Source organism: Pseudomonas sp. SMV7, assembly GCF_052041995.1.
Lineage (GTDB): Bacteria > Pseudomonadota > Gammaproteobacteria > Pseudomonadales > Pseudomonadaceae > Aquipseudomonas.
Window position 1 is genome coordinate 15,871 of sequence record NZ_JBKGGT010000003.1, and the last position, 17,603, is coordinate 33,473.

The following is a 17,603-nucleotide window of genomic DNA, read 5'->3' on the forward strand; positions in this document are numbered from 1 at the left end:
AGTAACCGCCATGACCGATCAGCCCAAGGTTGTACCCAAGCAGTCCGCCGAGCTCGATGCCGATGCGGTTGTCGCCTACCTGCGCGCCCACCCTACTTTCTTCGCCGAGCACGACGAGCTGCTGGTCGAACAGCGCATCCCGCACCAGCGCGGCGACAGCGTGTCGCTGGTCGAGCGCCAACTCAAGCTGCTGCGCGACCGCAACATCGAAATGCGCCACCGCCTGTCACAACTGATGGATGTGGCCCGTGACAATGACCGGCTGTTCGACAAGACCCGCCGGCTGATCCTCGACCTGCTCGATGCCGGCAGCCTGGAGGAAGTGGTCATGGCGGTCGAAGACAGCCTGCGCCAGGAGTTCCAGGTGCCCTTCGTCAGCCTGATCCTGTTCGGCGAGAACGTTGCGCCGGTCGGCCGCTGGGTCAGCAATGCCGAAGCGCAGCAGGCCATCGGCGCCCTGCTGGGCGGCGGCAAGACCGTCAGCGGCAACCTGCGCGAGCACGAGCTGGCCTTCCTGTTCGGCGAGGAACAGCGCCGCGAAGTAGGCTCCAGCGCCGTGGCTGCCCTGGAGTATCAAGGCCTGCACGGGGTGCTGGCGATCGGCAGCCGCGACCCGCAGCACTACAAGAGCAGCGTCGGCACCCTGTTCCTCGGCTATATCGCCGAAGTACTTGGCCGCGTTGTACCGCGCGTTACCCAGACCCTGCGCCCGGTGCGCTGATGGAACGCCAGCTGGAGTCTTATTGCGCACACCTGCGCAACGAGCGCCAGGTTTCCGAACATACCCTGCTGGGCTACCGCCGTGACCTGGACAAGGTTGTCGCCTACTGCAAGGAACATGGCATTGCCAGCTGGCAGGCGCTGCAGATCCAGCAGCTGCGCCAGCTGATCGCCCGCCAGCACCATCAGGGCCAGTCCTCGCGCAGCCTGGCGCGGCTGTTGTCGGCGGTGCGCGGCCTGTACCGCTATCTCAACCGCGAGGGCCTGTGCCAGCATGACCCGGCCAGCGGCCTGAGCGCGCCCAAGGGCGAACGCCGGCTGCCCAAGGTCCTGGACACCGACCGCGCCCTGCAGCTGCTGGATGGAGGCGTCGATGACGATTTCATCGCTCGCCGTGACCAGGCCATGCTCGAACTGTTCTATTCATCGGGCCTGCGCCTGTCCGAGCTGACCAACCTCGACCTCGATCATCTCGACCTTGCTGCCGGCCTGGTGCAGGTGCTGGGCAAGGGCAGCAAGACGCGCGTATTGCCAGTAGGTCGCAAGGCCCGCGAAGCGCTGCAGGCCTGGTACCGCCTGCGCGGCATCGGTAACCCGCGCGACCGGGCGGTGTTCATTACCCGCCAGGGCAACCGCATCAGCCCAAGGGCGGTCCAGCAACGGGTGAAGGTAGCTGGCGAGCGCGAGCTGGGCCAGCACCTGCACCCGCACATGCTTCGCCATTCCTTCGCCAGCCATGTGCTGGAATCGTCCCAGGACCTGCGCGCCGTGCAGGAGATGCTCGGCCATGCCGACATCGGCACCACACAGATCTACACCCACCTGGACTTCCAGCACCTGGCCGCGGTGTACGACAGCGCCCACCCTCGGGCCAAACGCAGCAAAGGCACAGACTCATGAGCATCAAGCTGATCACCTTCGACCTTGACGATACGCTATGGGACACCGCGCCGGTGATTGCCAGCGCGGAAGTCGTGCTGCGCGACTGGCTCGAAGCCAATGCCCCGATCCTCGGTGGCGTGCCGGTGGAACATCTGTTTGCCATTCGTGAACGCCTGGTGCAGGCCGAACCCGGCCTGAAACACCGCATCAGCGCCCTGCGCCGACGGGTGCTGTTCCATGCCCTGGAAGAAGTCGGCTACAGCGAAAAACATGCGCAGGAACTGGCCAACGAAGGCTTCGAAGTATTCCTGCATGCCCGCCACCAGGTGGAGATTTTCCCGGAGGTGCAGCCGGTGCTGGAGATCCTGCGCCACCACTACACCTTGGGCGTGGTCACCAACGGCAATGCCGACGTGAGCCGGCTGGGGCTGGCGGATTACTTCCGCTTCGCCCTGTGTGCCGAAGACCTCGGCATCGGCAAGCCTGACCCGGCGCCGTTCCTCGAAGCGCTGCGCCGTGGTGAAGTGGAAGCCAGTGCCGCCGTGCACATCGGCGATCACCCCGGCGACGACATTGCCGGCGCCCAGCGCGCCGGGCTGCGGGCGGTGTGGTTCAACCCGCAGGGCAAGGCCTGGGCAGGTGAACAGGCGCCGGATGCCGAGATCCAGCGCTTGTCGCAGCTACCCGACATCCTCGCGCGCTGGCGCTGATAGTCTCCTCCGGCCCCCCGCACGCCTACAGGGGCCGCATGGACCAGGCCTGTACAACTGGCACAAAAAAGCCCGCAGCGACGGCGGGCTTTTTTTTGCGATCAGCCACTCAGATAGGGCGGCTGCCGTACTTGTTGTCCGGCTTCTTGGGTGGGTCGGCGACCACGTTGGCTTCGACCTCCTGAACCTTGCCGCCGCGGGCGAGGAACTCTTCCATGGCCTTGGCCAGGGCATCACGTTCCTTCTGCTTGGCTTCCATGCTCGGCATCTCGTCTACCGAGACAGCCGCCTTGGACTTGCCCTTGGCAGTGGGTGCAGGGCTGCTGTCATCATCGCCGGCATCTTCGGCGACATCATCAGCCGCAGCTTCGAGGCCTTCATCAGCCTCATCTTCGTCGCCTACTTCGAGGTCATCATTTTCCAGATCGTCGTCGCTCATGTTCTACCTCATGACTTGCGAAAAGCAGGTTAGTTATAGACCAGTGCAGCCGTAGACCGGCAGCCACCAGTGAAAATTCAACTGGCCGTGGTAAGGCCACTGCCCTAGGGTCGGCGCTCCTGATGGGAGGCGGCACCCAGCAGACCCTGCTCCTGGCAGGACCTGACAAATCCATAAGCCCCTGCTGGCCACTCGCTATTGGCAAGCCTAGCAAAGGCTGGCGAAGCGTGCGGACAACTGTCAAACACCCTTCGGCGCGCATTCTAGCGCGCCAGAAGAAAAAGCAAAGCACCCTGAACGCTCTACGTTTTGTAAGTTTTATGCCCACGTCGCAAACGTAGCGAATAAACCGTTTGCCGAGCGCGAAATGCTGAAAATCCGGCAAAAAAAATGCCCGGCAAGCCGGGCAAGTTTTTTACCGCGCCGCGGTTACAGGTTGTAGCCGCGTTCGTTGTGCTGAGCCAGGTCGAGGCCGACCGACTCTTCTTCTTCGTTGACCCGCAGGCCCATCACCAGGTCCAGCACCTTGAGAATCACATAGGTGACGATGGCGGTGTAGAGCACGGTCAGGATCACGCCTTTGGCCTGGATCCAGACCTGCATGCCGATGTCGGTCACGGCACCGAAGCCACCCAGTGCCGGGGCTGCGAACACGCCGGTGAGGATAGCGCCGACGATACCGCCGATGCCGTGCACGCCGAAGGCATCGAGCGAGTCGTCATAGCCCAGCTTGCGTTTCAGGCTGGTGGCGCAGAAGTAGCAGATCACACCGGCGGCCAGGCCGATCACCAGGGCACCCATCGGGCCGACGGTACCGGCAGCCGGGGTAATCGCGACCAGGCCGGCGACCACGCCCGAGGCGATACCCAGCGCACTCGGTTTGCCGTGGCCAACCCACTCGGCGAACATCCAGCTCAGTGCAGCGGCAGCAGTTGCGATCTGGGTCACCAGCATGGCCATGCCCGCAGTACCGTTGGCGGCAGCGGCCGAACCCGCGTTGAAGCCGAACCAGCCGACCCACAGCATGGCCGCGCCGACCAGGGTGTAACCGAGGTTGTGCGGAGCCATCGGGGTGGTCGGATAACCCTTGCGCTTGCCCAGCACCAGGCAGCAGACCAGGCCAGCGACACCGGCGTTGATGTGCACCACGGTGCCGCCAGCGAAGTCCAGTACGCCCCAGTCCCACATCAGCGCACCGTCACCGCTCCAGACCATGTGGGCGATCGGCGCGTAGACCAGGGTGAACCAGATGCCCATGAACACCAGCATCGCGGAGAACTTCATGCGCTCGGCGAAGGCACCGACGATCAGCGCCGGGGTGATGATGGCGAAGGTCATCTGGAAGGTGATGAATACCGCCTCGGGGAACAGCGCGGTGGCCGAGGTCAGGTTCCCGGGCGTGACGCCGCTGAGGAACGCCTTGGAGAAGCCACCGACGAAGGAATTGAAGTTGAGCACGCCCTTTTCCATACCGGTGGTGTCGAAGGCCATGCTGTAGCCGTAGATGACCCACAGAATGCTCATCAGGCCCGTGATTGCAAAGCACTGCATCATCACCGACAGCACGTTCTTGGAACGCACCATGCCGCCATAGAACAGGGCCAGGCCTGGAATGGTCATGAACAGCACCAGCGCCGTTGCGGTCAGCATCCAGGCGGTGTCGCCGGAGTTCAGCGCTGGGGCAGCGTCCTCTGCCAGGGCAAGCCCGGGCATGACGAGGGACAATAGGGCTCCTAGCCCTGCGATCTTACGCAGAGTCATGTTGTTTTCTCCTGGGGCGTTGGGTTTGGTGAGGCTTTTTTTGCTGCTTAGATCGCGTCGGTATCGGTTTCGCCGGTACGGATTCGGATCGCCTGCTCCAGATTCACCACGAAGATCTTGCCGTCACCGATCTTGCCGGTGTTGGCTGCCTTGGTGATGGCTTCGATTACCCGATCAAGGTCCTTGTCATCGATGGCGACATCGATCTTCACCTTGGGCAGGAAATCGACCACGTATTCAGCACCGCGATACAGCTCGGTGTGGCCTTTCTGCCGACCGAAGCCTTTGACTTCGGTGACGGTGATGCCCTGCACGCCGATTTCCGACAACGACTCGCGCACGTCGTCCAGCTTGAACGGCTTGATGATGGCTGTGACTAGCTTCATGAAACTCTCTCCCGATTTGGTGGACTTGCCCCAGGAAAACAAACCCGTCTCAAGTCTAAGCGCAGCAGTTGGCTTTGTAACGCGTCGTCGGCATCCGGCTCCGCATGCGCACTGCCTGGTCACAAAGAACCGCATCAGTGCATGGCTCATGGTGGTCTTTGCAGAAACCTTGCCAGTTCTACCAAGGCACGAGAAAACAGCGGCTTATGTCAGTAAAGCGTGATTGGCCAGTCGCCAGCACGGGAAACATGCACAAATTCGGTGCGCAGCGGCCCGGCGTATTGCTCGAAAAATGTGCAACCACGCGCGCCTGTGGAATCGGCCACTGCGCACTCAAAGGCGAGGTTTGTGCGTGCTACACTGCCGGCCATTTCCCAGTTTCAGTGGACAGCCGAACCATGCTCGCGCCCAAAGCCCTTCTCGACGCCCTGAGCGACCAGGCCTCGCGCCTGTTCAGCAGCGATACCGCCCAGCCCCGTGCCGAACTGGAAAGCCAGTTCAAGGTGCTGATGCAGGGTGCCTTCAGCAAGCTGGACCTGGTCAGCCGCGATGAATTCGACAGCCAGATGGTTGTGCTGGCGCGCACCCGTGCCCGCCTCGAAGCCCTGGAACAACAAGTAGCCGAGCTGGAAGCGCGGCTGAACCCGACTTCACAGGACACGTGAATGCAGCCCTCCGATGCCTACCCGGTATTGCTGTTCTCCTACGGCACCTTGCAGGACAAGGCCGTGCAACTGGCCAATTTCGGCCGTGAGCTGACCGGCCAGGCCGACCGCATGCCTGGCTACCGCCAGGACTGGGTCGAGATAACCGACCCGGCCGTGTTGGCGACCAGCGGCAAGACCCACCACCCCATCGTCTCCCCCAGCAGCCAGGCCGACGACAGCGTGGCCGGCATGGTCTTCCAGATCAGCGAAGCAGAGCTGGCGGCAGCCGACCGCTATGAAGTCGCCGACTACAAGCGCATCGCCGTCACCCTCGCGTCGGGGCTGACGGCCTGGGTCTATGTACGCGCCTGAATCCTCCAGGCCGCTTCCACACTCACCCGGGCGGCAACTCGCTGGCATGCAGGGTGCCGCGGAACAAGGCCGCGCCACACTGGGTGAACAAGGTCTTCACCCGGTTGCGTGAATTGAGCACCTTGGCCTGGATTTCGCCAATGGCGGAATCCTCCGGCTGCAAGGTGGCGGCCCGGTTGACCCATTCGATGGCGGCAAAGCGACTTTGTTTGCGGGTGCCGCGTCCCTGCATCCAGGCCAGCCCCAGCTCGGCGCTGGCTCGCCCGGCAATTCCCGCGTCAGGGTGCTCGACCAGGCTCAGCAGGTAGGCCACCGCCTCGGCCCGCTCCTGGGGCTCGCCAAACCGACGCAACAGGATCCCCAGGTGCAGCCGCGCTTGTGCGTTGGTCTGCGCATTGCCCAGCGCATCAACCAGCAGCTGCCGGACTGCCAGCATGGCACTGCGATCGTTGAGGTCTTCGTCGCCATCCATGCGCAAGCGGGCCAGGTGGTACTTGGCTTGCCGGCTGCCAGCCTGCACCGCACGCTGCAGCCAGTACCTGGCCACCTCGTCATCCAGATATTGCTCAGGGGCGTCGCCCAGTTCGCCGTGATGCAATTCGTACAGGGCAAGGGCAGCCCCTGGCAGATTCAGCTCGGCGCAGCGCTCATACAGATAGCAGGCCACCTCATGCCGGTTGCCCGCCCACAGCAGCCGTGCCGCGTCGAGCACCGCGAAACCCGGCGCCAGGCCGCTGCACTGGCGCTTTACCGCAATCTGCGCCCAGGCCCTGGCCTGCTCGGCAGAACGCGACAGGCCCCACAAGCCGAAGCGGTGCCCGGCGGCCCGCAATGCGCAGGCCGCCGCATGCGAATGGCCCTCACACAAGGACTCGATGGCGGTACGTAGCAGCTGCTTTTGATCTGCCATGCCATCCAGCAATAGCCGCTCGACCAGACAGCGAAAGGGCTCGGCCATGGCCGGAATGGCAGCGTGATCAGCCTGGCACGCGAAGCTCGCGGCGATATCACCCATGCCGCCAACGTGGTCGTGCAATGCATGGCTGCGCAACGCCCCACGCCAGGCCAGCAGGATGGCCCGCTCCCTTGGCCTTAGCGGGCGCTGCGACCAGGCTTCGAACACCTGCTGCCACTCGACGACAGCCTGCAGCTGATCGGCATTCGGCAGTGTCAGCCGATCTTCGACAGGCATCCAGCGCAGTGCATTACGCAATGTCTCGTCCCACGCTTCGCACAACGGACCATTGGCCAGCAACTCGATCGCATCCAGGCTGGCGCCCCGGCGCGGCTGCAGGTACGACGCCAAGGCCTGGACCGCTTCGAAGCAGCCGGGGCGTGCGTCCAGCGCGTGGCGTAACCAGTAGTGGCGAGTATCCTTGCTTTCGCTGTCGGCCCGTCGGCCCAGGCATGCCGGCAACGCTTGCGGCAGCTCGGCCAGGGGCTGCAGCCCATGCTTTACCAGAAACGGCGCTGCAGCTTCTTGCACTTCCACATCGGCACGGGCACTGGGGCGGAAACGCGCCGGCTGGCCCTGGAACAGTTCAACCAGCCAGCCAGGCTCACCGAATTGCGCACTGATGTGCAGCATGCCAATGGCGGCGGCCACGGGCTGGGGGGAGCGGTCCATGGCCCGTAGCAGGTGCGCGGTCGCGGTTTCGCAGATCTGCTCGACGGCCAGCGAGCGCGCCGCGTTGCGCCTGCCGCTGGCCTGCACCTGGCAAGCGCGCTGGAAGCAGTGCAAGCCCATCACCACCTGGGGGTGATAAGCCTTGGGGCAAGCCTCTATCCAGGCCCTGAGCACCTGGCTCAGGGCGCGGTCGCCGTGGCAGTCGAGGTCGGCCAGCAGGTGCCCTTCGATAGCGGCAAGGTAGTCGGGAAACTCACCGGGCGGGGCCTGCCGCCATTGCCCTTCGAGGCTATCGAAAAAACGGTTGAGTTCAGTGAATGCGTTGGCCTGCACCAGTTCGCGGATTACCTGGCGCGTGCGGGTGAGCGTTTGCACGGGGCACCACCTCAAGTCCATTTGAAGGAAGCTGCGGTGCCATCCCATGGCAACCGCCGTTGCCCAACAACACTAAGCCATACCAGGCGACTGCGCAAAGGTATTGGATCCATTCTCGCCATACGGCATCAAGGCTGGGGACGATACCTGACCTGAAAAACCCCGATGCACACTTCCTGCGCCGGCCTGGAGAGCGCTCGCTATGCTTGCACAGCCGCAGGAAGCGGCCCATTTCAGCGACAACGGAGCGTCCATGTCCCTAGCCCTCGTCCACAGCCGCGCCCAGGTGGGCGTGCAGGCACCGGCGGTCAGCGTCGAAACTCACCTGGCCAATGGCTTGCCCCATCTCACCCTGGTCGGCCTGCCGGAAACCACGGTCAAGGAAAGCAAGGACCGGGTGCGCAGCGCCATCGTCAATTCCGGGCTGAACTACCCGCCACGGCGCATTACCCAGAACCTCGCACCCGCCGACCTGCCCAAGGACGGTGGGCGTTACGACCTGGCCATCGCCCTGGGCATCCTGGCCGCCGATGGCCAGGTGCCAACGCCCCCTCTCGCCGAGCTCGAATGCCTGGGTGAACTGGCCTTGTCGGGCAAACTGCGCCCGGTGCAGGGGGTGCTGCCTGCGGCACTGGCAGCACGCGAAGCAGGCAGGGCGCTGGTGGTGCCACGGGAGAACGCCGAGGAAGCCAGCCTGGCCGGTGGCTTGGTGGTGTATGCGGTGGGGCATCTGCTGGAGCTGGTCGCCCACCTGAACGGCCAGGTACCGCTGCCGCCCTATGCTGCCAACGGCCTGATACTGCAGCAACGCCCCTACCCGGACCTGAGCGAGGTGCAAGGCCAACTGGCCGCCAAGCGCGCATTGCTGCTGGCCGCGGCCGGGGCGCATAACCTCTTGTTCACCGGCCCACCCGGCACTGGCAAGACCTTGCTTGCCAGCCGCCTGCCGGGGCTGCTGCCACCGCTGGATGAGCATGAGGCACTGGAAGTGGCTGCGATCCAGTCGGTGAGCGGGCACACACCTTTGAGCAGCTGGCCGCAGCGGCCTTTTCGCCATCCGCACCACTCGGCCTCCGGTCCGGCACTGGTCGGAGGCGGCAGCCGACCACAACCGGGCGAAATCACCCTCGCCCACCATGGCGTGCTGTTTCTGGACGAACTGCCGGAATTCGAGCGGCGGGTGCTGGAAGTGCTGCGCGAACCGCTGGAATCCGGCGAGATCGTGGTTGCCCGGGCCCGCGACAAGGTGCGCTTCCCCGCCCGGTTCCAGCTGGTGGCGGCAATGAACCCGTGCCCTTGCGGCTACCTAGGCGACCCCACCGGGCGCTGTCGCTGCAGCACCGAGCAGATAGCGCGGTACCGCAACAAGCTGTCCGGGCCGTTGCTGGACCGTATTGACCTGCACCTGACCGTGGCCCGCGAGAGCACCACGCTGAACAACCAGCCGTGCGGTGAAACCAGTGCCGATGTCGCCGCCAAAGTTGCCAAGGCACGGGAGGTACAGCACAGGCGACAGGGGTGCGCGAATGCCTTTCTCGACCTGGAGGGGTTGCGCCGCCACTGCGGGCTGGCAGCAGCGGACCAGGCCTGGCTGGAGGGCGCTTGCGAGCGGCTGACCCTGTCGTTGCGCGCGGCGCACCGGTTATTGAAGGTGGCGCGAACGCTGGCCGATCTGGAAGGTAGCCAGGCAATTGGCCGGGCGCACCTGGCCGAGGCCCTGCAGTATCGGCCGGGGAGCAGCTAGCGGGTCAGGGTTGCGCTTCACCTGTGGGACTGGCTTGCCAGCGACAGGCCGCAAAGCGGCCTCGACATCCGTCAGGCAACCTTGCTCCGGCACAAAAGCCCGGCGACCGAATAGGCCCCCGGCCCGGTCAAGGCAAGCCCGCCATAAAGGGCCACCAGCAACCAGGCAAACTGACCCTGCTCCAGCGTCCAGTCCGGGTGCACCACCACCAGCGCTATCAGCAATACCGCCAGCACCGGCAGGCAAGCCAGACGTGCGGCAACCCCCAGTATCAGCAGCAGCGGGCAGACCACTTCGGCAAATACCGCCAGCCCCAACGTCAGCGCCGCGCCCAGGCCGAAGGGATCTTCAATGCGCTGCAGCTCTGTGCTCCAGTTCAACAACTTGGGCAGGCCATGGATGAACAGCAGCAGCAAGGCGGCCATGACCCGCAGGAACAACAAGCCGCTGGCGGTCAGGCGTGGCGATGGGGCATCAAGGAAGGGCTGCAGGCGAGGCATGACTCTGGCTCTGTGGTCGATCAGCCCGGGAGCATTGCGCAGCGCCAGGCAAATTGATTGTGCAGGTGTGCTGCGTTGACATGCACGCTCGGCGCACCAGCCTGCGCCTCAGCGGCTGCCGGCCAAGGCCTCTTCTACCGCCTTGAGCAGTACTTCTTCAGAAAACGGCTTGCCCAGGCAGGCCAGCGCCCCCTGCCCCATTGCCGCCTGCACCGAGCCGTCATCCCAATGCGCCGACATGCAGATCACCGGCAAACGCCAGCTCCGCTGCGCCAGCTCACGCTGTACCTCCAGCCCGCTCATGCCCGGCATCTTCAGGTCCAGCAACACACAGCCCGCCTCGCCCGCCAGGGGCGAGGCGAGGAAGGCTTCCCCAGCGGCAAACGTCAAGGTCTCGAACCCCGCCGAACGCAGCAGATTGGCCAGGCTTTTGCGCACTGACGCATCGTCGTCGACGATGCACACCCCTCTGCTCATGCGCCGCCCAGGCCCTCAGGTCGTGCTCCGAGGACGTTGTGCATGGCCACCAGCTCCAGCAGCGAGCGGGACTGCATCTTGTTCATGATGTTCTTCTTGTGCACCTTGGTGGTCACCTCGCTGGTGCCGATCTGCCTGGCAATCTGCTTGTGCGACAAACCGCCAACCACCAGCGAGAACACCTGGCGCTCACGCTGGGTCAGGCGCTGGTATTTTTCCTCGACCTGCCGCGCATGGTGCCACTTGCGGCCTTCGACCACGGCGCGGGCACGCACCGCCTGCAACAGGGTCAGCAACTGGTCCTCGTCGAACGGCTTGGTGAGAAACTCCAGCGCCCCGCCACGCATGGCCTGGACGGTCATCGGGATGGTGCCGAAGCCGGTCATGAACACAATTGGCCAGGGCAATGCCAGGCGGCGCAGCGCGTCCTGAACCTCCAGGCCGCTGGTATCGGGCAGGTGCATGTCCAGCAGCAGGCAGGCACAGGGGGTTTCCAGGCGGGCGTCGAACAGCGCCTCGGCACTGGCGAACAAGTGATGCGGGATGTCCTGCGAGCGTAACAGGCGGCCCAAGGCGCTGCGCACCGACGGGTCGTCATCCACCACCAGCACCGGCACGCTGAAACGCTCATCGAGCGGCTCGGCAGTTTCGGCCACGCTGCGCAGCAGCGACTTGCCCAGTGCCTGGCCTGGCACCTCGAGGCTGATGTCCACAGCCAGACGGTAGCCGCGACGCGGTACGGTCTGGATCAGGCTGCGGTCGCCAAAGGCCTTGCGCAACATCGACACCTGCACCTGCAGGTTGTTGTCCTCGACCACCGTGCCGGCCCACACCTGGCTGAACAGCTCGTCCTTGCCGACCACCCGGCCGTTGGCCCTGATCAGCGTGGCCAGTACCTCGAAAGCACGCCCACCCAACAGGATCGGCTTGCCGTCGACAAACACTTCGCGCCGCTCCAGCGACACCTGGGCATTGCCTATTCGGATCATGGCTTCCTCGCGCGGGCACCGGGCATTTTCGCTGCCTGGGCAGCCTAGGCCAGCGAACGCGTTCAGGCAATTATCCCGAGGGATAGGTTGGTCTGAGGACTATACAAAAGCCCGCCAGCTGCCAGGGGACGATAACGGACAACAGCGTGCCCGTTCCTGCCAAGCAGGCTGTAACCCGCATCAGTACTGGGCTCGCTGCGTATACTCGCGCCTCAGGATGTCGCTAGCAGGGGTGCTTTATGCTCGATGAACGCCTTGCCCACAGGCCCATCGATTACGACCAGTCGATCGACGAGGGCTGGCTGAACCGATGCGAGATCAGCGCGCTGGGCCAGGAAGGCGAGCTCAGCTACTTCCGCCTGCGCGACCCGGCCACCCGTCAGGCCTGGATCGCCGTGCGCGCCCCGCTCGAGGCCCCCGCCGCCTGCCAGCGCCTGGAACGTGACTACCGCCTGCAACTGGACCCACAGTGGGCGGTAGTCCCGTCGGCGTTCGTGCGTTCGGCCGAAGGCCCATTGCTGGTGTACCCGGCCGGCCGCTCGGTCGCCGACCTGCTCGCCGACGGCCCGCTGGCGCTGACGCCGTTTCTGGACATCGCGGTAAATGCTGCCCATGCCTTGGCACAGGCACACGAACACAATGTGCTGCACGGAGCGCTACAGCCCGGGCATGTGTGCCTGCATGCGCACCAGCGGGTGCGGCTGGGCTTCTTTCGCGCCGACCACGCGCAGCGGCTCAGCGACCAGGGCGCCCCGCTCGGCAACTGGGCCTACCTGGCGCCGGAGCAGGTTTGCCCGCACGGCAGCAGCAGCGACCGCCGCAGTGACATCTATGCCCTGGGCGCCATCCTCTACCAGCTATTGCTGGGCGAGCTGCCCCTGGCCGGCCGCGACACCCAGCACTGGCGCCAGCTGCATGCCGGCGTACAGCCGCGGGCGGCCTGCGAAGTGAACGGCAACGTACCACCGCCCCTCAGCCTGATCCTGGCCAAGGCTTTGGCCAAAGAGCCGGACGCCCGCTACCAGAGCGCACGTGCCCTGGCGGTCGACCTGGCTCATTGCCAGCGGCAATGGGCTACCACCCAGACCATGGCCCCCTTCACCCCAGGTTGCGCCGACCCGGTCGCGCCCAGCCGCGTGCACCTGTATGGCCGCAGCACCGAGCAGCAGGCAATCGCCATGCTGCTCAAGGCCATGCGCCGCGACAGCGCGCCACACGTCCTGCTCATCAACGGTGCAGTCGGCATGGGCAAGTCGAGCCTGGTCGAAGCCGCCCTCAAGGCCGACACCGAGGGCTACCGCGCCGTCGGCAAGTGCAACAGCCTGGCCCAGGCCGTGCCCTACACGCCCTGGGTTGACATACTCGGTGCGCTGACCACCCAGTTGCTGGCCAAGAACAGCCAGGACCTGGACACCCTGCGCCGCGAGATCCTGCAGCGCATCAAAGGCCATGGCCGCCTGCTCGGCAAACTGGCCCCGGACCTGCAGCTCATTCTTGGCCCGCAGCCGCAACTGCCGGCCAAGCTCACGCGCCTCGGGTTGCACAAGGAATTGCACGCGATCATTGAATTCCTCCAGGTTTTCAGCCGCCCTGGACAACCGCTGGTACTGTTCTTCGACGACCTGCAGTGGGCTGACGACGCCTCCCGGCAGCTGCTGGCCCAATTGCTGGCGGAGGCGCCCGATAACCTGCTGCTGATGTTCGCCTGCAACAACGACGCGCCCACCAGCAGCCCGCCACTGGCCATACCCGCAACGCTGCGCAGCACCACGCTGAACCTGCAACCGCTGGGTGTCGAGGCGGTAACCGCACTGATTGGCGAGCGCTACCATGTCACCCCCGAGGACGCGTTGCCGCTGGCCGAAAGGGTTCATGACAAGACAGCCGGCAACCCGTTCTTCATCCACCAGATCCTCAAGGCCATGGTCGAAGACCAGCTGTTCACCTTCGACACCCATGCCATGCGCTGGTCGTGGTGCCTGCACGCCGTGACTCGACACTGCTACGCCGACAATGTCGCCGAGCTGATGATCCAGCGTCTGGCGCGCCTGCCGGCAGCGCAACGCGACCTGTTACGGGTCGCCAGCGCGGCGGGCAGCCGCTGCGATCAGCGCCTGCTGCGGCAGGTACTCGCCCAACCACCAGGCGAACCGTTGAAAGCCTTGATTGGCGCGGGTTTCCTGCAACCAGCCGCGAACGGTTTGAGCTTCACCCATGACCGGGTGATGGAAGCTGCCTACGCGCTCACCCCGGCGTCCGAGCGCGCCTCGCTGCATGCCCGCATTGCCCTGGCCATGCGCCAGGCCTGGGCAGGCCGCCTGCACGAGGTACTGTTCGAGCTCGCCAGCCAGCTGCAACGCGCCAGCCCGTGCGGGTTTGCAGCGGACGACTGCGAAGCGTTCCTGCAGCTTCTGCGCGAAGCGGCATCACGCGCACGCGACCGTGGCGCCTTCGAGCAAACCGCTGATTACCTGCATACCGCCGAGCAGTTGCTGCAGCACGGCGCCTCGCTGGAAAGCCGCACCACGCATGGCTTTGCCATCGCCTGCATGGCGACGGAATGCGACATTCAGCTATCGCGGACGAGCAGCGCCGAAGCCCGCCTGAAGAAATGCCGCCAGCGCGCATATTCGGCGTTGGACCAGGCACGGGCGTGCCGCCTGCAAGCATTGCTGTGCACCTTGCGCGGCGACTACCAGGCGGCCATCGACAGCGCCCTGTCCGGCCTGGACCTGCTGGGTATAAACCCGGCGCGGGGCGTCGACTGGCAACAGGTCGAGGCCTGTCATGCCCATGTACAGGCTTTGGTCGAACAGAAAGGCCGGCACTGCCTGGAGTCGCTGCCACGCACCGACTCGGAGGAAGTGACGGTCGCCATCAGCCTGCTGGCCACGCTGTCATCCTCGTTTTTCGTAAAGGACGACATCTGTTTCCTGCACCTGGCCAAGCTCATGGAAATGTCGCTGCAGCATGGCGTCGCCCCGGGCAGCACCTACGGCATGGCCTGGTACGGGGTGATGATTGCCGAGCGTTTCGGTGCCTACCATGACGGCCATGCCTATTGCCTGGCCGCGCTCAAGCTGATCGAGCGGCACGGTCTCGAGGCCGACCTGACCAGCGCCCTGCTGGCCCTGGACCAGGTCAGCGCCTGGACCTCGCCCATGGAGTTCGCCCGCCGCACCGCGCTCGACGCAGTCCACTCGACGCGCCTGAGCGGCGACCTGGCGATGAGCTGCTACGCCTGCAACCACCTGGTTTCCGACTCGCTGTTCATGGGCCGCTACCTGCCGGAAGTGGTCGAGGAAGTGGCGCAAGGCCTGGCCACCGTGCGGCGCCACGGCTACCACGATGTCGAACAGATCCTGCAGGCCCAGCAAGCGTTCGTCGCCACCCTCGGTGGTATGCCCGGACCGGCCTCGGCGACCACCTCGAAATCGCCTACCACGCGGTTCTTCCAGCACCTGTTCGCCGGCATGGGCGCCTTCTACATGGGCAATATCGCGCAGGCCATGCGCAACCTCGCATTGGCCGCTGACAACGCCTGGGCTGCACCGGCACACATCAACCTGGCCGACTACCACCTGTTCCGCGGCCTGGCCCTGGGCAGCCCGGAGGCCCCCGGCAACCTGGCCGACAAGCTGCGCGAGCTGCATACCCTGCACGAGCGCTTCAGCCGCTGGGCCAGCTTCAACCCGGCCACCTTCCGCAACAAGCTGCTGCTGATCGAGGGCGTGATCGCCAAGCTCGAAGGCGACGGCCTGGCTGCGATCCGCTGCTTCGACCAGGCGCAGATCGCCGCTACTGCCGCCGGTTTCATCCACGAGCAGGCGCTGGCCCATGAGCAACTGGCCGAGGTGTGCATCCCCAGCGGCCTGATTTCCGGCGCCAACCTGCACCTGCGTATCGCCCGCGACTGCTTTCATATCTGGGGCGCGAGCGGCAAGGTGCACCAACTGGAGACGCTGCATCCATTCCTGCGCACCCAGCCGATCCAGGAGACCTATCGCGCCACCCAGCAGGCCAGGCTGGACCTGGAAGCCGGTATCGAAGCCGCGCGCGCATTGTCCGAGGAAGTGCTGCTCGAAGGCCTGATCGAAACCCTGATGGGCCACCTGACCCAGCACTCCGGCGCCGACCATGGCGCGCTGCTGATCGTCAGCGGTGCCGAGTTCCAGATGGCCGCCCTCGCCTACATCGATGATGACGGACTGCACGTGAGCATGGACAACTGCCAGAGGTTCATGACCCAGGCGCCGCTGTCGGTCATCAACGCCACCATGCGCACCCGCAAGCCGCTGGTACTCAACGATGCCCTCAGCGATTGCCCGGAGGCTTTCCGCCAGCAGTTGCAGGCGCGCAACGCCCGCTCGGTGCTGTGCCTGCCGCTGGTGATCCAGGGCGTGCTGATTGGCCTGGTGTACCTGGAAAACCGCCTGGTGCCGAACCTGTTCGGCAGCCAGCGCCTGGCCATGCTGGAAATCCTCGCCTCACAGGCAGCGGTGTCGCTGCAAACCGCCAAGTTCTATACCCGCCTGGCCGAGGACAACCAGACGCGCGCCCAGATGGAAGCCGAGTTGCGCCGCTCGCGGGCCGAATTGGCGCGCAGCGCACACCTGCAGGTGATGAACGAGCTGTCGGCCTCCATCGCTCATGAAATCAGCCAGCCGCTGCTGGGTATCGCTTCCAACGCCGCGGCCAGCCTGCGCTGGCTGAAACGCGCCGAGCCCAACCTGGAAGAAGCGATTGCCGGCCTGGAAGACATCCGCAATGACAGCGAACGGGCCGCCAACATCGTGCGCGCGCTGCGGGCGCTGGCCAAGCAGTCGCCGATGCAACTCAAGGCGGTGAAGCTGGACGAACTGATTCGCGAGGTGGTGCGCCTGACCTCGGCCGATGCCGCCAGGAGCCGGGTCGAGGTGCAGACGCAGTTGCAAGCCGGGGTGTGCGTGACAGCCGACCCGGTGCAGTTGCAGCAACTGATATACAACCTGATCACCAATGCCTTGGAAGCGCTGGCGGGGTATCGCAGTGATGGCGTGCTGCAGATTGCCTCGGCGCTGGTCGAGGGTGGCGTGGAGATTTGCGTGGACGACAACGGGCCGGGGATTGCCGCGGACGAGCGCGCGCGTGTCTTCGATGCGTTTCATACCACCAAGACCGGTGGCATGGGCATGGGTCTGGCGATCTGCAGCTCGGTGGCTCAGGCGCACGGTGGGCAATTGCAGGCCCTGGTGTCGCAGCTGGGTGGGTGCCGGATTCGTTTCACCTTGCCGGTGAATCCTTCCTAGCCTGTACCGGCCGCTTCGCGGATAGCCCCGCGAAGCGGCCGGTACAGGTCTGCATCAACGCGAGCTCAAGGCCGCATAGCTGTTCATCAGGTTGCGATAGTTGGGGATGCGCTGCGACAGCAGGTTGCCCAGCCCCTCGATGTCGTTGCGCCAGTCGCGATGCAGTTCACAGGCCACCGAGAACCAGTTCATCATCTGTGCACCCGCCTGGGTCATGCGCACCCAGGCCGCCTGCTGCACGGTCTCGTTGAAGGTGCCCGAGGCATCGGTGACCACGAACACGTCAAAGCCTTCCGCCAACGCCGACAGGGTCGGGAAGGCCACGCAGACATCGGTTACCACACCGGCGATGATCAATTGCTTGCGGCCAGTGGCCTTGATTGCCTTGACGAAGTCTTCGTTGTCCCACGCGTTGATCTGGCCCGGGCGGGCGATGTACGGCGCGTCCGGGAACATTTCTTTCAGCTCGGGCACCAGCGGGCCGTTCGGGCCTTGCTCGAAGCTGGTGGTGAGGATGGTCGGCAGGCCGAAGAACTTGGCCAGGTCGCCCAGGGCCAGCACGTTGTTCTTGAACTCGTTGGGCGAAAAGTCCTGCACCAGCGAGATCAGGCCGGTCTGGTGGTCGACCAGCAGCACCACGGCGTCGTCTTTGTTCAAGCGCTTGTAATCGGGTTGGCTCATGGGGG

14 protein-coding genes and 1 pseudogene are annotated in these 17,603 nt (G+C 65.0%); 7 read left to right on the forward strand and 8 right to left on the reverse strand.

The genetic code is table 11. The features are described from left to right. Nucleotides 1-10: 10 nt before the first annotated feature. The 3 genes from ACLEJP_RS04810 to ACLEJP_RS04820 are packed head-to-tail and all read left to right on the forward strand — an operon-like array spanning nucleotide 11 to nucleotide 2,312. A complete protein-coding gene (locus ACLEJP_RS04810) occupies nucleotides 11-721 on the forward strand; it encodes a DUF484 family protein (RefSeq protein WP_225779715.1) in 711 nt (236 codons plus the stop codon). Beyond that, entirely contained in the window at nucleotides 721-1,620 is a 900-nt protein-coding gene (xerC, locus tag ACLEJP_RS04815; protein ID WP_440804720.1) for a tyrosine recombinase XerC, read from the forward strand. Before ACLEJP_RS04810 ends, xerC begins: the two co-directional genes overlap by 1 nt. Continuing rightward, on the forward strand, nucleotides 1,617-2,312 hold the full coding sequence (locus tag ACLEJP_RS04820) for an HAD family hydrolase (RefSeq protein WP_440804721.1): 696 nt from the start codon (nucleotides 1,617-1,619) through the stop codon (nucleotides 2,310-2,312). Before xerC ends, ACLEJP_RS04820 begins: the two co-directional genes overlap by 4 nt. Before the next feature lie 109 nt (nucleotides 2,313-2,421). Here the strand turns inward: ACLEJP_RS04820 and sutA are convergent, their stop codons facing one another. From sutA to glnK, 3 genes are all read right to left on the reverse strand, one after another. Further along, a complete protein-coding gene (sutA, locus tag ACLEJP_RS04825; RefSeq protein WP_317660327.1) occupies nucleotides 2,422-2,751 on the reverse strand; it encodes a transcriptional regulator SutA in 330 nt (109 codons plus the stop codon). A gap of 429 nt (nucleotides 2,752-3,180) precedes the next feature. Continuing rightward, a complete protein-coding gene (locus ACLEJP_RS04830; RefSeq protein ID WP_440804722.1) occupies nucleotides 3,181-4,512 on the reverse strand; it encodes an ammonium transporter in 1,332 nt (443 codons plus the stop codon). 47 nt (nucleotides 4,513-4,559) lie between these two features. Continuing rightward, nucleotides 4,560-4,898, reverse strand: coding sequence for a P-II family nitrogen regulator (gene glnK, locus ACLEJP_RS04835; protein ID WP_002555808.1), 339 nt, complete (start codon nucleotides 4,896-4,898; stop codon nucleotides 4,560-4,562). A 398-nt stretch (nucleotides 4,899-5,296) separates the two neighbouring features. On the opposite strand from glnK, the gene ACLEJP_RS04840 reads away from it, so the two are divergent. Both ACLEJP_RS04840 and ACLEJP_RS04845 read left to right on the forward strand, forming a co-directional pair. After that, nucleotides 5,297-5,563, forward strand: coding sequence for an accessory factor UbiK family protein (locus tag ACLEJP_RS04840; protein ID WP_440804723.1), 267 nt, complete (start codon nucleotides 5,297-5,299; stop codon nucleotides 5,561-5,563). Further along, entirely contained in the window at nucleotides 5,564-5,917 is a 354-nt protein-coding gene (locus ACLEJP_RS04845) for a gamma-glutamylcyclotransferase family protein (RefSeq protein ID WP_289133442.1), read from the forward strand. On the opposite strand, the pseudogene ACLEJP_RS04850 reads toward ACLEJP_RS04845, so the two are convergent. Continuing rightward, nucleotides 5,871-7,919: pseudogene (locus ACLEJP_RS04850) on the reverse strand (DUF4034 domain-containing protein). The gene ACLEJP_RS04845 and the pseudogene ACLEJP_RS04850 overlap by 47 nt on opposite strands. A gap of 253 nt (nucleotides 7,920-8,172) precedes the next feature. Here ACLEJP_RS04850 and ACLEJP_RS04855 point away from each other — a divergent pair. Beyond that, on the forward strand, nucleotides 8,173-9,663 hold the full coding sequence (locus tag ACLEJP_RS04855; protein ID WP_440804724.1) for a YifB family Mg chelatase-like AAA ATPase: 1,491 nt from the start codon (nucleotides 8,173-8,175) through the stop codon (nucleotides 9,661-9,663). 71 nt (nucleotides 9,664-9,734) lie between these two features. On the opposite strand, the gene ACLEJP_RS04860 is transcribed toward ACLEJP_RS04855, so the two are convergent. The 3 genes from ACLEJP_RS04860 to ACLEJP_RS04870 all read right to left on the reverse strand — a co-directional run bounded on the left by ACLEJP_RS04860 (nucleotide 9,735) and on the right by ACLEJP_RS04870 (nucleotide 11,629). Beyond that, nucleotides 9,735-10,163: a DoxX family protein gene (locus ACLEJP_RS04860; RefSeq protein ID WP_440804725.1), complete on the reverse strand. Its 429-nt coding sequence runs from the start codon at nucleotides 10,161-10,163 to the stop codon at nucleotides 9,735-9,737. Nucleotides 10,164-10,271: 108 nt separating this feature from the next. Continuing rightward, entirely contained in the window at nucleotides 10,272-10,640 is a 369-nt protein-coding gene (locus ACLEJP_RS04865; protein WP_289133438.1) for a response regulator transcription factor, read from the reverse strand. Next, nucleotides 10,637-11,629, reverse strand: a complete 993-nt coding sequence (locus ACLEJP_RS04870; RefSeq protein WP_440804726.1) for a response regulator — start codon at nucleotides 11,627-11,629, stop codon at nucleotides 10,637-10,639. The genes ACLEJP_RS04865 and ACLEJP_RS04870 overlap by 4 nt, the downstream gene beginning before the upstream one ends. A gap of 239 nt (nucleotides 11,630-11,868) precedes the next feature. On the opposite strand from ACLEJP_RS04870, the gene ACLEJP_RS04875 reads away from it, so the two are divergent. After that, nucleotides 11,869-16,917 (forward strand): trifunctional serine/threonine-protein kinase/ATP-binding protein/sensor histidine kinase, encoded by a 5,049-nt coding sequence (locus ACLEJP_RS04875; RefSeq protein WP_440804727.1) that lies wholly within the window; start codon nucleotides 11,869-11,871, stop codon nucleotides 16,915-16,917. Between the two features lie 54 nt (nucleotides 16,918-16,971). Here ACLEJP_RS04875 and ycaC read toward each other — a convergent pair whose 3' ends face one another. Next, on the reverse strand, nucleotides 16,972-17,598 hold the full coding sequence (gene ycaC / locus ACLEJP_RS04880) for an isochorismate family cysteine hydrolase YcaC (RefSeq protein ID WP_440804728.1): 627 nt from the start codon (nucleotides 17,596-17,598) through the stop codon (nucleotides 16,972-16,974). Nucleotides 17,599-17,603: the final 5 nt, after the last annotated feature.

What these genes read in the sequence shown, in the direction of transcription:
- sutA (WP_317660327.1), bottom strand. Translation starts at nt 2,751, where the DNA reads ATGAGCGACGACGATCTGGAAAATGATGACCTCGAAGTAGGCGACGAA.
- ACLEJP_RS04855 (WP_440804724.1), top strand. Translation starts at nt 8,173, where the DNA reads ATGTCCCTAGCCCTCGTCCACAGCCGCGCCCAGGTGGGCGTGCAGGCA.
- xerC (WP_440804720.1), top strand. Translation starts at nt 721, where the DNA reads ATGGAACGCCAGCTGGAGTCTTATTGCGCACACCTGCGCAACGAGCGC.
- ycaC (WP_440804728.1), bottom strand. Translation starts at nt 17,598, where the DNA reads ATGAGCCAACCCGATTACAAGCGCTTGAACAAAGACGACGCCGTGGTG.
- ACLEJP_RS04875 (WP_440804727.1), top strand. Translation starts at nt 11,869, where the DNA reads ATGCTCGATGAACGCCTTGCCCACAGGCCCATCGATTACGACCAGTCG.
- ACLEJP_RS04840 (WP_440804723.1), top strand. Translation starts at nt 5,297, where the DNA reads ATGCTCGCGCCCAAAGCCCTTCTCGACGCCCTGAGCGACCAGGCCTCG.
- ACLEJP_RS04865 (WP_289133438.1), bottom strand. Translation starts at nt 10,640, where the DNA reads ATGAGCAGAGGGGTGTGCATCGTCGACGACGATGCGTCAGTGCGCAAA.
- ACLEJP_RS04830 (WP_440804722.1), bottom strand. Translation starts at nt 4,512, where the DNA reads ATGACTCTGCGTAAGATCGCAGGGCTAGGAGCCCTATTGTCCCTCGTC.
- glnK (WP_002555808.1), bottom strand. Translation starts at nt 4,898, where the DNA reads ATGAAGCTAGTCACAGCCATCATCAAGCCGTTCAAGCTGGACGACGTG.
- ACLEJP_RS04810 (WP_225779715.1), top strand. Translation starts at nt 11, where the DNA reads ATGACCGATCAGCCCAAGGTTGTACCCAAGCAGTCCGCCGAGCTCGAT.
- ACLEJP_RS04820 (WP_440804721.1), top strand. Translation starts at nt 1,617, where the DNA reads ATGAGCATCAAGCTGATCACCTTCGACCTTGACGATACGCTATGGGAC.
- ACLEJP_RS04860 (WP_440804725.1), bottom strand. Translation starts at nt 10,163, where the DNA reads ATGCCTCGCCTGCAGCCCTTCCTTGATGCCCCATCGCCACGCCTGACC.
- ACLEJP_RS04870 (WP_440804726.1), bottom strand. Translation starts at nt 11,629, where the DNA reads ATGATCCGAATAGGCAATGCCCAGGTGTCGCTGGAGCGGCGCGAAGTG.
- ACLEJP_RS04845 (WP_289133442.1), top strand. Translation starts at nt 5,564, where the DNA reads ATGCAGCCCTCCGATGCCTACCCGGTATTGCTGTTCTCCTACGGCACC.